This is a genomic window from Campylobacter sp. 2014D-0216 (genome assembly GCF_014931215.1).
Taxonomy (GTDB): Bacteria; Campylobacterota; Campylobacteria; order Campylobacterales; family Campylobacteraceae; genus Campylobacter_D.
Genome location: NZ_CP063089.1, coordinates 990,749 through 1,003,029, shown reverse-complemented (window position 1 = coordinate 1,003,029; position 12,281 = coordinate 990,749). Strand labels below are relative to the sequence as shown.

Here is a 12,281-nt window from a genome sequence, read left to right as displayed (position 1 = left end):
ATAAATTTGATAAAAATTTAAAATTTGGAACTAAAATTGCTTAAAGATTTGTAATTTCTTAGTCAATAGATTTTAGGAGGCAAAATGAACTTAGAAGTTAAATGTCCTATTTTGGGTTTTGAAGATACCAAAAATATGAATTTTTACAAGATAGATGAGGTTTTTTATAGATTAAAGAGCCTTGATGGCAAAGATTTTTCTTTCGTGATGATCGATCCTTATATGATTCGCCCTGATTATGATTTTGAAGTTCCTGATTATTATCAAGAGTTGTTAGCTTTAAATGAACAGACTAATTTTGGTGTATTTGTTATCGTGGCTATTAATGAACCATTAGAGGAATCTACCGTTAACTTTCTAGCGCCTGTTGTGATGAATTATGATAATAACTCATTAGTGCAAGTAATTTTAGACACAAGTAAATACCCTAATTATTTTCAATCTGAAAAGATTTCGGCTTTTATCAAACAGTCAAAATAATGTCCGAAATTTATATTTTAGGAAATGGCGCTATGGCTAGTGCTATAGTAAAAGGTATAAGCGATGCTTATGAAGTGATAATAGTTGCAAGAGATTTAAAAAAGGCAAGTAGTTTAAATTTTAAAGTCATATCATATGATGAGTTTGATATGGAAAATAAAAATGTTATTTTGGCTTTTAAACCTTATGCTTTAGAATCAGTAGCTACTCAATTAAAAGGCAAAGCAAGGTGGCTTGTTTCGGTTTTAGCAAAGACTACTTTTGAGCAACTTAGTAGTATTAAAGCGCAAAATTATATTAAAGTCATGCCAAATACCGCAGCAGAATTTAAGGCATCTACAACTGCGTATTTGATGAAAAATGATTTGTTTAAAGATGAGGTTTTGGCGTTATTGGGTACTTTTGGAAAAGCTATAGCATTGCAAAATGAAAAAGAATTTGACACAGCAATGGTTTTAAGTGGATGTGCTCCAGCTTTTTTAGCTTTAGTGGCAGAAAGTCTAGCTAATGCAGGTGTTAAAAATGGTTTAAAAAATGAGCTTAGTTATGAGCTTACGCGTGCTTGTTTTGAAAGTTTCAGTGCTTTGTTTAACCACTCTCATCCAGTAATTGTAAAAGAAAAAATTTGCTCTCCTGCAGGAGTTACAATTAAAGGAGTTGAAGCTTTGGAAAAAAAAGCTTTGCGTGGAGCTTTTTTTGAAGCTTTTGAAGCAAGTTTAGGTCAATGAAGCAAGCTTTTAGTCTCCTAGAGCTTGCTTTTTGTATTGTTATTTTATCTTCTATTTTTGGTTTTTATTATCTGATTTTTTTGGGTAAATCTTTCAATTTAATACATTTAAATCAACTTCTTTTTAATGAAGAAAAGGCATTGTTAGAATATAATCCCTTGTATCAAAGAGGTGAGATTAATATCAATCATCATCTTTTTTTAGAGTATTCTAGTGAGAAATTTCATCTGAAATCTTTAAAAGCTAAAGATGAATCATACAAAAAAGCCTTTTTAGATGAAAAAAGCTTTTAGTTTGTTAGAACTTGTATTAAGTTTGATTATTTTGGGCGTTTTAATTGTGGTTTTAGCTAGACCTGGCGTAGTGCTTTATGAATATGCTTTTAAGGTAAAAAAGACAAATGAAATTTTTTCAGATATTAATCAAGCTTTGCTGAGTATAGAAAAAATATATCAAACATGCATAGATGTAAAACACACAAAGCATTCTCTAGAATGCTATATGGGTGCAAATGATGATATTTTCTATGATTTATCTTTGAAAAAGTTTAATTTTAGCGGTGTTATTTTAGATGATAATCAAAGCTTTATTAGCCCCAAGAGTCATTTTCACTTTATAGAAAATGGTATTTCAAAAGGCGTGTTAAGCCACTATAAAGATATAGTGGCAAATAAAAAATTAAAAATATACCCTGATGATTATATTTATTTATATGATTTACAACATCAAAAATTAAGAATGATTTTAGCAGATGATAAGGAAAAAATTCATTTTATTGGTGAAAAATGGAGTGGGTTTTATAGTGTGGTTTATGCTTATGTGAAAGTGTATTTTGAAGATGAAAAAATTTACATTCAAGTTGGAGATTTAAATCATAAACAAAAAAGATTTTTACTAATGCAGGATGTTTTTCAACTTGAATTTACGCAAGAATCCAAAGCATTGAAAGCTACAATTTGTAGTAAAAAACAAAATGAATGCTTGAGTAAATGGATGTTTTTATGAAACAAGCATTTGCTATGGTTTATACTATTTTTTTTATTATGTTTGTTGCTTTTGTGTTAGTTTTTGTTGTAAAAATAAGCTCGTATACTCCAAGGATTATGCAAGATCTAATTCTTTATACACAAGGAAAAATTTTAGTATTAAATTCTAAAGAAATGTCAAAATATTTTTTGTATCAAGCATATTTAGAAGGCAAGGAGTGTATTGAGCAAATTAACTTTAAATACAACAATGCTACAGTGCAAATAGACTATGCTTATCCGCTAGGGAGATGTGAAAATGGGCAGTTGCTGTTAGACTATGAAGTAACAAAAGCTATAGTAGCTGTTAATGTAAGTGTGCTTTTAAATGAAAATAAAAGCGTAAATGAAGAAGTTTTTTTGCAAAGAAGTTTTTTTATCTACCCTAAATTAGATTGAATATATGTTTCAATTCCAACGGCTATCATTTTTACACCCATTGCCATAATAAAGACTAGTGCAATACGAGAAAAAACATAAAGAACTAGTTTGCCAATAACTTTTTCAATAGTAGCTGAAAAATGAAATAATACAAATATAAAAATAAAAGTAAGTAATACAGAAGCTACAGCTATACCTAAATTTTGATCTTCTGAAATCACTACTATAGTAGACAAGGTTCCAGGTCCTACAAGCATAGGAAATGCCATTGGCACTATACTTTTTTTAAGTAATTCTTTGTGGCTTAGGTCTTGATAATGCTGAAATTGACTACTAGATGGAGTAAAAAGTAAGTTTTTGGTACTCATGATGATCAGGATCAATCCGCCCGCAACTCTTAAGTCGTTAATATCAATCTTAAATAAAAATTTCATAATAAATGGACCTGAAAGTAGAAAAACCAAAACAATACAAAAAGCTGTATAGATAATATTTCGAAATAGTTTTTTTCTTTTATCTGCATCTAAACCTTCAGTCATTGCGATAAACTGCGGGAGATTGCCAAAAGGGTTTAAAACAGCTATGATAGCAATAGAAGCAAGTAAGATAGCATAAATTTCAGATTCTATATCTGAAAACATATTTCACCTTTATATCCCCAAGCTTATAAAGCTTGGGAGAATGCAATTATAATCCTTCAAAAGGATTAGTAACAACTTCTTTTCTATCTACAATATAAGGAATAAGCGCTACGTGTCTTGCACGTTTGATAGCAACTTCTACCATTTCTTGGTGTTTTTTACTAGTACCTGTTAAGCGGCGTGGCATGATTTTAAATCTTTCTGATAAAGCATGTTTTAACAAAGCTGTATCTTTATAATCAATAAAATCAACTTTAGCTTCTGTGTATTTGCAATATTTACGTGAATATTTTCTTTTTTCTGCCATGATATTTTCCTTTAAAATGGTAATTCTGTATCATCATCGTATTTGTCGATATCAATTTCCTTCATAGGTGTTTCTTTTTGTGGAGCTTGATATGCATTAGATGAATTTGTTCTAGTTTGGACTTGAGCATAAGGATCAAAACTTTGTTGTTGGTTAAAATTTTGATTATAACCATAGCTTTGATTATCAAAGTTATTTTGTTGAGTATTTTGTACGGTTGAACCTAGCATTTCTAAATTTTCAACTTGAATACTATGCTTAGAACGATTTTGTCCATTTTGATCGCTCCATTGCTCAAATCTTAAACGACCTTCGATTAAAACTTTACTACCTTTGTTAAGGTATTGATTTGCAATTTCTGCTGTTCTTCCAAAAAAGCTAATGTCGATAAAGCAGGTCTCTTCTCTTTTTTCTCCTGTATTGGTGCTAAATCTTCTTGTCACAGCTATAGCAGAAGAACCTATTGCGCTACCTGATGGAGCATAACGCATTTCTATGTCCCTTGTGAGATTACCTACTAAAACGACTTTGTTAAACATTAATTAGCCTTCTGTGCTTTCATTAGCTTTGATTTCTTTTTTACCTTGTTTGATACCTTTGCTTAGTTTTTCCCAAGCAGCGATTTCTTTTTTGTTTTCATATTTTACAACTAAAAATCTTATCACTTCTTCAGTAATTCTTAATACCCTTTCAAGCTCAGCGATTAAATTAGTAGGAGCTTTGAAGTAAATTACAAAATAAGTTCCTCTTTCGTATTTTTTGATTTTGTACGCAAGCTTTCTTGTTCCCATTGGAACTACGCTTTCAATTTCTGCGCCATTTTTTGTAAGGACTTCTTTTACGAATTCCAACTTAGCACTTACTTCTTCTTCTGTAAGTGTTGGTTTTAATATGAATAAAACTTCATAATGTCTCATTTGAATTTCTCCTTGTGGATATAAAGCCTAAAAATTAGGCAAGGATTTTGCATAAAATGCAAATTTTATTTTACCACAAGTTTTCTTAATTTAACTTTTTAGTATAGAGCTAATGTGTAAGAGTGTGGCGATTAGAAATTCTTTTTTTTCTATTTTTGAGTTTTTTTTAAGTTCGTATTCACAATTACACAGTGTAGTGAAAATGCTTTTATATTGAGGTATTTTTAACATTAAAGCTTGTTTTTGTAGGTTTTGCGCTATGGTCATGGGTGGTGTATAGCCTAAAATTTCTTTTAGATCTAAATTACCATAAACTTTAATGTGTAAGGTTATTTTAAAAAGTCTTGAAAAACTAGCATATAAAGCATTGATTAAAGCGATTTCATTGTAATGATCTAAAATATTTTCAAGATCAGCTCTTAGATCCTTTTTTTGCATGAGGTTGTCAAAAAAGCTTTCAAAGCTAATAGTACTTAAACTAAAACAATGTTCTTGTATGATTTTTTCATCAATACTTAAGCCACTAAATTTATTTAATTCATTTGCTGCTAAGTATAGATTTTCATTAAAATTGTAAAAAAGTGCAAAAAGTGCATTTTGTGTGATATTGATGTTTAACTCTTTGGCTTTTAGAGCTAGAAGCTCCATACCTTCTTTGGCTGAATTGACTTTATAAAATCTACAAAAATGATTACCGAAAATTTTTTCTGCCTCGCTTTGTTTGGAGGTTTCATCGTAAATTTCAAGTAGAAAATAATTATCTTGTGAATTGTGGCAAAGTTCTACTAGTTGTTTTAATTCTTTGGTTGGAATTTTTTTTTGAGTTTTGATTTCTAGTAATTTTTTTTCGCTAAATAACGAAGCGCTTGATAAATAATCGTGTGCTTGTTTAAAATCATATTCTTCAAAATAAAATCTCAAACTCTCATCAAAAGAGTATTTGTCTTTGATGAGTTTAGCATAGAGTTCAATTTGGAAATTATCAGCTCCATAGAGTAAAAAAAAGTTAGGAATATTTCCGCTATTTAGTAAGGTTTGGAGTTGATTTTTATACATTTTGATTTCTCTCTAAACTAAAATGTTTGGTAATTTTTCCAAAAATTTTAGCACTGATAATATCTACTTCAGTGATTTCTACTTCAACATGTTCTAATAAATTTGCTCTTGAACCTATAACGGTGATCAAAGCTCCTTTTATATCATCGTTGAGTTTCACTTGTAGTGAGCTTTGATTTTCTATCACTAAGGCTTTGAATTTTTTTCCTATGTTGTATTTTGCCCATCTTGCGAATTTTCTATCCATGAAGTGCCATGCAACTTTATCTGCTTCTCTTTCTAGTGTGCTTAATTCTTCACAAGTGCTTTCTATATTTAAAAGTAGATAATTAAACATTTTTTCATCTTGATTGATTTTTGCTTTTAAAAGTCTATGTAAAATAAGATCAGAATATCTTCTAATAGGACTTGTGAAATGGGTATATTTGTCAAATCCTAGACCAAAATGACCTGCATTTTCACTGGCATATTCAGCCTTTTTTTGAGCTTTGATGATAAGCTTATCTACTTCTTCTCTTATGTTGAGTTCATTGGCTAAAGCTTGAATATCTTTGAATAATTCTAAAATATTATTTTTGGCATTAATATCTATACTAAGCGTAGATAAATCCGCAAGTAGCTGATTGATTTTTTTATAATCAGGACTTAAGTGGTTTCTAAAAACTCCTATATCGATGAGTTTTGCTGCAGCTTTGTTGGCTAAAAGCATACAATCTTCGATTAGATTATGTGAGGCTGTGTCGCTTTCAAGACGTGTTTTTAGGAGTTGATTGTTTTCATTTAGAGTCATTCTAAGTTCTTGGGTTTTAAACTCACAAGCATTTTTTAGGCGTTTTTTGCGTAAATTTTGAGTGATTGCAAAAGCATCATAAAGCCAATTAATCTCCCCCAAATCATCACGGTTTTTTAAGTACTCATCAACTTCATCATAATTAAAACGGCGTTTTGAGTTAATAATGGCTTCAAAAAGCTCTTCTTTGATGACCTCATTGTTTTGATCTAAGCATATTTTAAAACAAAATGCTAATCTATCTTCATTAGGTTTTAATGAACAAATATTTTCGCTTAAAGCCCTTGGTAACATAGGTATGGCAATATGAGGAAAATAAATCGAAAAACCCCTTGATCTTGCTTCTTTATCAATGGCGCTATAAGCATGCACATAAGCACTTACATCGGCTATAGCTACATAAATAGCGTGTTCACTTTTATCATAATAAATCGCATCATCAAAATCTTTTGCATCTATAGGGTCGATGGTGCAAAAATTTAAATTTCTAAGATCTTTTCTTGAAGGATACATGCTTGCATCTACTTCATTTCCATAAGCTCTTGCTTCGTTTTCGCATAAATGATCAAAAATTGCATTTTTATTAAAAAGCGCTAAGGAAATTTTTTCATCTACAAAATCATCATCAATATGTCCTATCACTTCAGTGATATTGTTATCATGATTTTCTATTTTTAAAATAGTTCCCAAAGGTAGAGCTTTTAACGATTTTTGAGAGGCTTTTAAAGCACATGTAAGTCCCGTTTGAATGTTTACTCCAAGTATGGCTTCACCATATTTTTTGGTAATAACCAAAGAGGTTTCGTGCGCTCTTTTGAGTATCAAAACCACTTTGGCGCTAGGACGCTTTTTTTTGATAGGAAGCAACTTTGCTACAACAATATCAGCGTAGTTTGCGCCTTTGAGATTTTTATTTTCTATCAGTAAGTCACGCTTAAAAGCATGATCATAGCTTTCTAAAAAACCTGTTCCATTAGATGAGATATCGATTTTACCAAAAGTAAAACCATCTTTGAGATAGTATTTATTTTTATAAAATTTAATAATATCACAGGTTAATAATTCTCTGATAAGTTGTTTGTTTTTATTGGTAATTTCGCTTGCGTTTAGACCATAGCTTAATTGATTAAATAATTCTTTCATAACACTCTTTAAAATATTTTTATAAAGTCTAAATTTTATCATAAAAGGATTAAATTTATATTTTTTAGTTATAATCTTTATTTTTATTCTAAAATTTTAGGAGTACATCATGGCTGTGTCAATTTATTATGATAAAGATTGTGATATTAACTTAATCAAGTCAAAAAAAGTAGCTATTATAGGTTTTGGTTCTCAAGGTCATGCTCATGCTATGAATTTAAGAGATAGCGGAGTAGATGTTATTATAGGTTTGAAAGAGGGCGGACAAAGCTGGGCAAAAGCTCAAAATGCAAATTTTATTGTTAAAAGTGTAAAAGAAGCTACTAAAGAGGCAGATTTGATTATGATTTTGGCTCCTGATGAAATTCAAAGCGAGATTTTTAACGAAGAAATTAAACCTGAATTAAAAACAGGTAAAACTTTGGCATTTGCACATGGTTTTAATATCCACTATGGACAAATTGTAGCTCCAAAGGGTATAGATGTGATTATGATTGCTCCTAAGGCTCCAGGTCATACTGTAAGACATGAATTTAGTATAGGTGGTGGAACCCCTTGTTTGATTGCTATCCATCAAGATGAAAGTAAAACGGCAAAAGCTTTGGCTTTGAGTTATGCTAGTGCTATAGGTGGAGGTAGAACCGGCATCATAGAAACGACTTTTAAAGCTGAAACCGAAACGGATTTGTTTGGCGAGCAAGCAGTGCTTTGCGGTGGGCTTAGTGCGTTAATTCAAGCAGGATTTGAAACTTTAGTTGAAGCAGGTTATGAGCCTGAAATGGCATATTTTGAGTGTTTACATGAAATGAAGTTGATTGTGGATTTGATCTATCAAGGCGGTATTGCTGATATGAGATATTCTGTTTCTAATACTGCTGAATATGGGGATTATATCACAGGACCTAAGATTATTACCAAAGAAACTAAAGAGGCAATGAAAGGTGTTTTAAAAGAGATACAAAATGGAAGCTTTGCAAAAGATTTCATTTTAGAAAGAAGAGCAAATTTTGCAAGAATGCATGCAGAGCGTAAAATAATGAATGATTCTTTAATAGAAAAAACAGGGCGTGAACTTCGTGCTATGATGCCTTGGATTAGTGCAAAAAAATTAGTTGATAAAGATAAAAACTAATTTGAAAACGATAGATAAAAAATACAAAGTGCTTTTAGCACTTTGCTTAATTGTGCTAGGCATTTTTCTTTTTGCTTTTGGATCTTTGTTTTTATCAAAACCAAAATACCAAATTCAAGAACAAAACGTAACTACACCTCACGAAACACCTATAAACATAGCACCTGTAGAAAATAATTTAAGCTTAGAAGAAGTTGATTTAGGGTTAAAAAATGAAAATTTGGAATTTTTAGATAAAAATATCAGTGAAATTTTAAATCTACACAATAAAAACAATGATGTAAACCTTAGTCAAAATGATCAAAATTTAAGTTATGATTTAAATACTACCCAAGAAGATCTTAATCAAACCAAAATAGAGCAAAACATCACAATAACTCCAAAAGAAGCAAATCAAACACAAGCGATAAAAATTACCAAAAAACCTAAAAATACAAAACCGCGTTTGGCTATTATTATTGATGATATGGCTAGCCATACTCATGTTGATATGCTTAGAAAAACTCATCTTAAATTAATACCTTCGTTTTTTCCGCCCGATAAACGTCATCCATATACAGCTGAATTTGCAAAAGATTTTGAATTTTTTATGGTGCATTTACCGTTAGCAGCTATTAAGTATGATAAAGCAGAATTAAACACTTTACATCCTAGTGATGATGCGCAAAAAATACAACAACGCGTTGAATACATCAAAGAGCATTTCCCAAATGTAAAATTTATCAATAATCACACTGGCAGTTTATTTACATCAGATAAAAAAGCTATGGAGAAACTTTTTAAAGCTTTTGGTGAAAATGAGTTTGTTTTTGTAGATTCAAGAACTATAGGTAATTCTAAAGCTAAAATTTTAGCAAACAAATATAATCAACCATATATTGCTAGAGATGTATTTTTAGATAATGAAGACAATATAGCTTATATTAAAAATCAACTCAAGCAAGCAGTTGATGAGGCGGTAAAAAAAGGGTTTGCTATAGCTATTGGTCATCCACGTGAGAAGACTTTTCAGGCCTTAGTGCAAAGCAAGGAATTGCTCGATTTGGTTGAACTTGTGTATTTAAATGAAATTTATTGACCATCTTGAAGCTTTTGATGAGCTTTTAAATCCTCCTGCTAGGGTGTATTATAAGGGGAATTTGAAGCTTTTAGAATCTAGGAAAGTTGCAATTATTGGTTCTAGAAGAATGAGTGTTTATACTAAAAACTCTCTTGTGGAGCTTGTGTCGTTTTTAAAAAAAGCTAAAGTTTGTGTGGTAAGTGGTGGAGCTTTGGGTGTAGATATTCACGCTGCAAGATTGGCTTATCCGCATACTATAGCGATCTTTGCAAATGGTTTAGATGAAATTTATCCCAAAGCTAATGCAAGTGATATTTTGGATATTTATAACAATGCTTTAGCATTGAGTGAAAATGCACCAGATTATAAAGCTAAGCCTTATGATTTTTTACTGCGAAATAGACTAATCATTGCTTTAAGCGAAGTGGTAGTGATCGCACAGGCTGATTTAAAAAGTGGTTCTATGCAAAGTGCAAGACTTGCTTTAAGTATGAATAAACCCATTTATGTGCTTCCTCATAGAAAAAATGAAAGCGAAGGGACTAATTTGCTTTTGGCTCAAAATAAAGCTAAATTGCTTTATGATTATCAGCAATTTGCAGCGATGTTTGGAGAGCTTGAGTGTAAACAGCAACAAGATGACTTGTTAAATTTTATAAAAAACGAAGATGATTTAGAGAAAGTTTTGCAAAAATTTGGCGATAAAGTTTATGAATATGAGCTTGAAGGTTTAGTGGAAATTTCTGGAGTAAAAATAAGAGTTTGTATATGAAAACTTTAGCATTAGATATAGGTTTAAAGCGTATAGGTGTGGCATTGTGTGTTAATAAGAGTATTGTTATGCCACTTGAGGCTATTATAAGAAAAAATCGCAACCAAGCAGCTAGAGAAGTTCAAGAGTATATCAAAGAATACGAGATAGATACTTTAGTCGTTGGAATTCCTTTGGGTGGAGCAAGTGAAGATGAAATGCGTAAAAGAGTGGAGCATTTTGTTGCCTTGTTGGAGTTTGATAAAGAAGTGTTTTATGTAGATGAAAGCTTTAGTTCCAAAGGAGCACAAGAGCTTGGTGTGGCAAATTTAAGAAAAAAAGATGGTAAGCTTGATTCTTTAGCTGCATATTTATTTTTAAAGGATTTTTATGGCCTTGCTTGATTTAAGTATAGCTTTAGAAAGTATTTATACACAGTCACAAAAAGAGCAAATTCTTCAAAGCTTTGACCAAGAAAAAAATGTGAATATTTTTAGAAATTCTTTACTTATTGGAAATGATGAGCTCGAAAGCATTTTAAAAAATGAAACGATAGAATTTAAAAAAATTGATACATATTGCTATAAAATTCCATTTCATTTTAAAAGCAAATTAAGTGCGATGAGTGCATTTAGCGAGGGAAAGTTTTATATACAAAATTATGCTTCATATTTATGTGCAAAAACCTTAGGTGTAAAAACAGGAGAAAGTGTTTTAGATATGTGTGCTGCTCCTGGTGGAAAGAGTTTGAATTTGGCTAATTTTATGCAAAACCAAGGATATTTAGCAAGTTGTGAATTATCTAAGACTCGTTTTTTTACTTTGAAAAATACCTTAGAAACTTACCAAGTGAAGATGGCAAAGTGTTTTTTAAAAGATGGACGCACGATAGGAAAGGCATGTCCGCTTAAATTTGATAAAATTTTACTTGATGCACCTTGTTCTACTTTTGCAAAGATGGGTTTTGGCATCCAAAAAAATACTAAAGAAATCAAGCAAATTGCAAATTTACAAAAAAAATTACTGCATTCAGCATTGTTAGCTTTAAAACATGGCGGAGAGCTTGTTTATAGTACTTGCACTTTTTTAAGAGAAGAAAATGAGGCTGTTTTGGAGAATGCCTTGAGAAATTCTAATTTTCATCTTGAATTGCTTGATTTTGAATTGCCAAATGTGCAATTTATCCAAGCAAAAAGCGAAGAATTTGATTTATCTTTTGCTAAAAGGGTTTTACCTGATGATTATGCTGATGGCTTTTTTATCGCAAAAGTGAAAAAACATTAAAAATCAATAAATTTAAATGTGAAAAATATTTTTTAATTTAAAACTTAAAGTGCTATTTTTAGGTAGTTTGAGCTTAAATTCACACTGTGAAACTCTTGTGAATAAAATACCAAAAAAAGAAAACTTAAATTAAGAAAAAAGTAAAAATAATGGAAGGTGTTTTGCAGGATAAATAAGCACTAGGCTTATTTATCTCTTAGGTTTAATTCGCTAATTAATTTAGTGTAAGCTTGATAATCTTTTCTTTTTAGATAAGATAAAAGTCTTTTTCTTTGACCAACAAGCTTTAAAAGTCCTAAACGAGAAGAAAAATCTTTTTTATAGATTTTTAAATGTTCTGTTAAATCTGAAATTCTCGCACTTAAAAGAGCGATTTGAACTTCTGGAGAACCTGTATCTCCTTCTTTTCTAGCAAATTTTGCAACAATTTCTGCTTTTTTAGCCGAATCTAAAGCCATAATAGACCTCCTGAGCGGTATTTAAAATTAAAAGATGTAATTATAACGAAAAAAACAAAAAAAATGCTGAATTTTAAAATATAAGAAATTTAATACCGAAGAAGACTTATTTTTGATATAATAAAAAT

Annotated in this window: 16 protein-coding genes and 1 pseudogene; 10 read left to right on the top strand and 7 right to left on the bottom strand. The window is 30.5% G+C overall.

Translation table 11 applies throughout. The features are described 5' to 3' along the window. Positions 1-84 precede the first annotated feature (84 nt). Genes fliW through A0083_RS05025 form a run of 5 tightly spaced genes read left to right on the top strand, consistent with a single transcriptional unit; the run spans position 85 to position 2,632 of the window. Positions 85-480, top strand: a complete 396-nt coding sequence (gene fliW / locus A0083_RS05045) for a flagellar assembly protein FliW (RefSeq protein WP_120759248.1) — start codon at positions 85-87, stop codon at positions 478-480. Further along, entirely contained in the window at positions 480-1,208 is a 729-nt protein-coding gene (locus tag A0083_RS05040; RefSeq protein WP_197552565.1) for a pyrroline-5-carboxylate reductase, read from the top strand. Before fliW ends, A0083_RS05040 begins: the two co-directional genes overlap by 1 nt. Further along, positions 1,205-1,501, top strand: coding sequence for a hypothetical protein (locus A0083_RS05035; RefSeq protein ID WP_197552563.1), 297 nt, complete (start codon positions 1,205-1,207; stop codon positions 1,499-1,501). The genes A0083_RS05040 and A0083_RS05035 overlap by 4 nt, the downstream gene beginning before the upstream one ends. Continuing rightward, the gene (locus tag A0083_RS05030) at positions 1,485-2,213 is read left to right on the top strand and encodes a type II secretion system protein (RefSeq protein ID WP_120759243.1); all 729 of its coding nucleotides are present in this window, start codon (positions 1,485-1,487) and stop codon (positions 2,211-2,213) included. The genes A0083_RS05035 and A0083_RS05030 overlap by 17 nt, the downstream gene beginning before the upstream one ends. Beyond that, a complete protein-coding gene (locus tag A0083_RS05025) occupies positions 2,210-2,632 on the top strand; it encodes a hypothetical protein (RefSeq protein WP_120759241.1) in 423 nt (140 codons plus the stop codon). The genes A0083_RS05030 and A0083_RS05025 overlap by 4 nt, the downstream gene beginning before the upstream one ends. On the opposite strand, the pseudogene A0083_RS05020 reads toward A0083_RS05025, so the two are convergent. The 6 genes and pseudogenes from A0083_RS05020 to A0083_RS04995 all read right to left on the bottom strand — a co-directional run bounded on the left by A0083_RS05020 (position 2,619) and on the right by A0083_RS04995 (position 7,468). Next, positions 2,619-3,255, bottom strand: a pseudogene (locus A0083_RS05020) (MarC family protein). The gene A0083_RS05025 and the pseudogene A0083_RS05020 sit on opposite strands and share 14 nt — an antisense overlap. Before the next feature lie 46 nt (positions 3,256-3,301). Then, positions 3,302-3,562 (bottom strand): 30S ribosomal protein S18, encoded by a 261-nt coding sequence (gene rpsR / locus A0083_RS05015; protein WP_039618521.1) that lies wholly within the window; start codon positions 3,560-3,562, stop codon positions 3,302-3,304. A gap of 11 nt (positions 3,563-3,573) precedes the next feature. Next, positions 3,574-4,101 carry a single-stranded DNA-binding protein gene (locus A0083_RS05010; RefSeq protein WP_120759237.1) on the bottom strand — a complete coding sequence of 176 codons (528 nt, stop codon included), beginning with the start codon at positions 4,099-4,101 and terminating at the stop codon, positions 3,574-3,576. A gap of 3 nt (positions 4,102-4,104) precedes the next feature. Further along, on the bottom strand, positions 4,105-4,479 hold the full coding sequence (gene rpsF, locus A0083_RS05005) for a 30S ribosomal protein S6 (protein WP_120759235.1): 375 nt from the start codon (positions 4,477-4,479) through the stop codon (positions 4,105-4,107). A 90-nt stretch (positions 4,480-4,569) separates the two neighbouring features. Then, complete coding sequence (gene holA / locus A0083_RS05000; protein ID WP_120759233.1) at positions 4,570-5,535, bottom strand: DNA polymerase III subunit delta; 966 nt, start codon at positions 5,533-5,535, stop codon at positions 4,570-4,572. Next, a complete protein-coding gene (locus A0083_RS04995; RefSeq protein WP_197552561.1) occupies positions 5,528-7,468 on the bottom strand; it encodes an RNB domain-containing ribonuclease in 1,941 nt (646 codons plus the stop codon). The genes holA and A0083_RS04995 overlap by 8 nt, the downstream gene beginning before the upstream one ends. A 109-nt stretch (positions 7,469-7,577) precedes the next feature. Between A0083_RS04995 and ilvC the strand changes: the two genes are divergently transcribed. Genes ilvC through A0083_RS04970 form a run of 5 tightly spaced genes read left to right on the top strand, consistent with a single transcriptional unit; the run spans position 7,578 to position 11,695 of the window. Beyond that, positions 7,578-8,600: a ketol-acid reductoisomerase gene (ilvC, locus tag A0083_RS04990; RefSeq protein ID WP_197552559.1), complete on the top strand. Its 1,023-nt coding sequence runs from the start codon at positions 7,578-7,580 to the stop codon at positions 8,598-8,600. A 1-nt stretch (position 8,601) separates the two neighbouring features. Next, positions 8,602-9,678: a divergent polysaccharide deacetylase family protein gene (locus A0083_RS04985; protein WP_197552557.1), complete on the top strand. Its 1,077-nt coding sequence runs from the start codon at positions 8,602-8,604 to the stop codon at positions 9,676-9,678. Beyond that, a complete protein-coding gene (locus A0083_RS04980; RefSeq protein ID WP_197552555.1) occupies positions 9,665-10,432 on the top strand; it encodes a DNA-processing protein DprA in 768 nt (255 codons plus the stop codon). The genes A0083_RS04985 and A0083_RS04980 overlap by 14 nt, the downstream gene beginning before the upstream one ends. Beyond that, positions 10,429-10,815, top strand: coding sequence for a Holliday junction resolvase RuvX (ruvX, locus tag A0083_RS04975; RefSeq protein WP_120759223.1), 387 nt, complete (start codon positions 10,429-10,431; stop codon positions 10,813-10,815). Before A0083_RS04980 ends, ruvX begins: the two co-directional genes overlap by 4 nt. Further along, entirely contained in the window at positions 10,802-11,695 is an 894-nt protein-coding gene (locus tag A0083_RS04970) for an RsmB/NOP family class I SAM-dependent RNA methyltransferase (protein WP_197552553.1), read from the top strand. Before ruvX ends, A0083_RS04970 begins: the two co-directional genes overlap by 14 nt. Before the next feature lie 185 nt (positions 11,696-11,880). On the opposite strand, the gene rpsO is transcribed toward A0083_RS04970, so the two are convergent. Then, entirely contained in the window at positions 11,881-12,153 is a 273-nt protein-coding gene (rpsO, locus tag A0083_RS04965; RefSeq protein WP_039618506.1) for a 30S ribosomal protein S15, read from the bottom strand. Positions 12,154-12,281: the final 128 nt, after the last annotated feature.

Coding starts and splice junctions, on each gene's coding strand:
- fliW (WP_120759248.1), top strand. CDS start 85: ATGAACTTAGAAGTTAAATGTCCTATTTTGGGTTTTGAAGATACCAAA.
- A0083_RS05040 (WP_197552565.1), top strand. CDS start 480: ATGTCCGAAATTTATATTTTAGGAAATGGCGCTATGGCTAGTGCTATA.
- A0083_RS05035 (WP_197552563.1), top strand. CDS start 1,205: ATGAAGCAAGCTTTTAGTCTCCTAGAGCTTGCTTTTTGTATTGTTATT.
- A0083_RS05030 (WP_120759243.1), top strand. CDS start 1,485: ATGAAAAAAGCTTTTAGTTTGTTAGAACTTGTATTAAGTTTGATTATT.
- A0083_RS05025 (WP_120759241.1), top strand. CDS start 2,210: ATGAAACAAGCATTTGCTATGGTTTATACTATTTTTTTTATTATGTTT.
- rpsR (WP_039618521.1), bottom strand. CDS start 3,562: ATGGCAGAAAAAAGAAAATATTCACGTAAATATTGCAAATACACAGAA.
- A0083_RS05010 (WP_120759237.1), bottom strand. CDS start 4,101: ATGTTTAACAAAGTCGTTTTAGTAGGTAATCTCACAAGGGACATAGAA.
- rpsF (WP_120759235.1), bottom strand. CDS start 4,479: ATGAGACATTATGAAGTTTTATTCATATTAAAACCAACACTTACAGAA.
- holA (WP_120759233.1), bottom strand. CDS start 5,535: ATGTATAAAAATCAACTCCAAACCTTACTAAATAGCGGAAATATTCCT.
- A0083_RS04995 (WP_197552561.1), bottom strand. CDS start 7,468: ATGAAAGAATTATTTAATCAATTAAGCTATGGTCTAAACGCAAGCGAA.
- ilvC (WP_197552559.1), top strand. CDS start 7,578: ATGGCTGTGTCAATTTATTATGATAAAGATTGTGATATTAACTTAATC.
- A0083_RS04980 (WP_197552555.1), top strand. CDS start 9,665: ATGAAATTTATTGACCATCTTGAAGCTTTTGATGAGCTTTTAAATCCT.
- ruvX (WP_120759223.1), top strand. CDS start 10,429: ATGAAAACTTTAGCATTAGATATAGGTTTAAAGCGTATAGGTGTGGCA.
- A0083_RS04970 (WP_197552553.1), top strand. CDS start 10,802: ATGGCCTTGCTTGATTTAAGTATAGCTTTAGAAAGTATTTATACACAG.
- rpsO (WP_039618506.1), bottom strand. CDS start 12,153: ATGGCTTTAGATTCGGCTAAAAAAGCAGAAATTGTTGCAAAATTTGCT.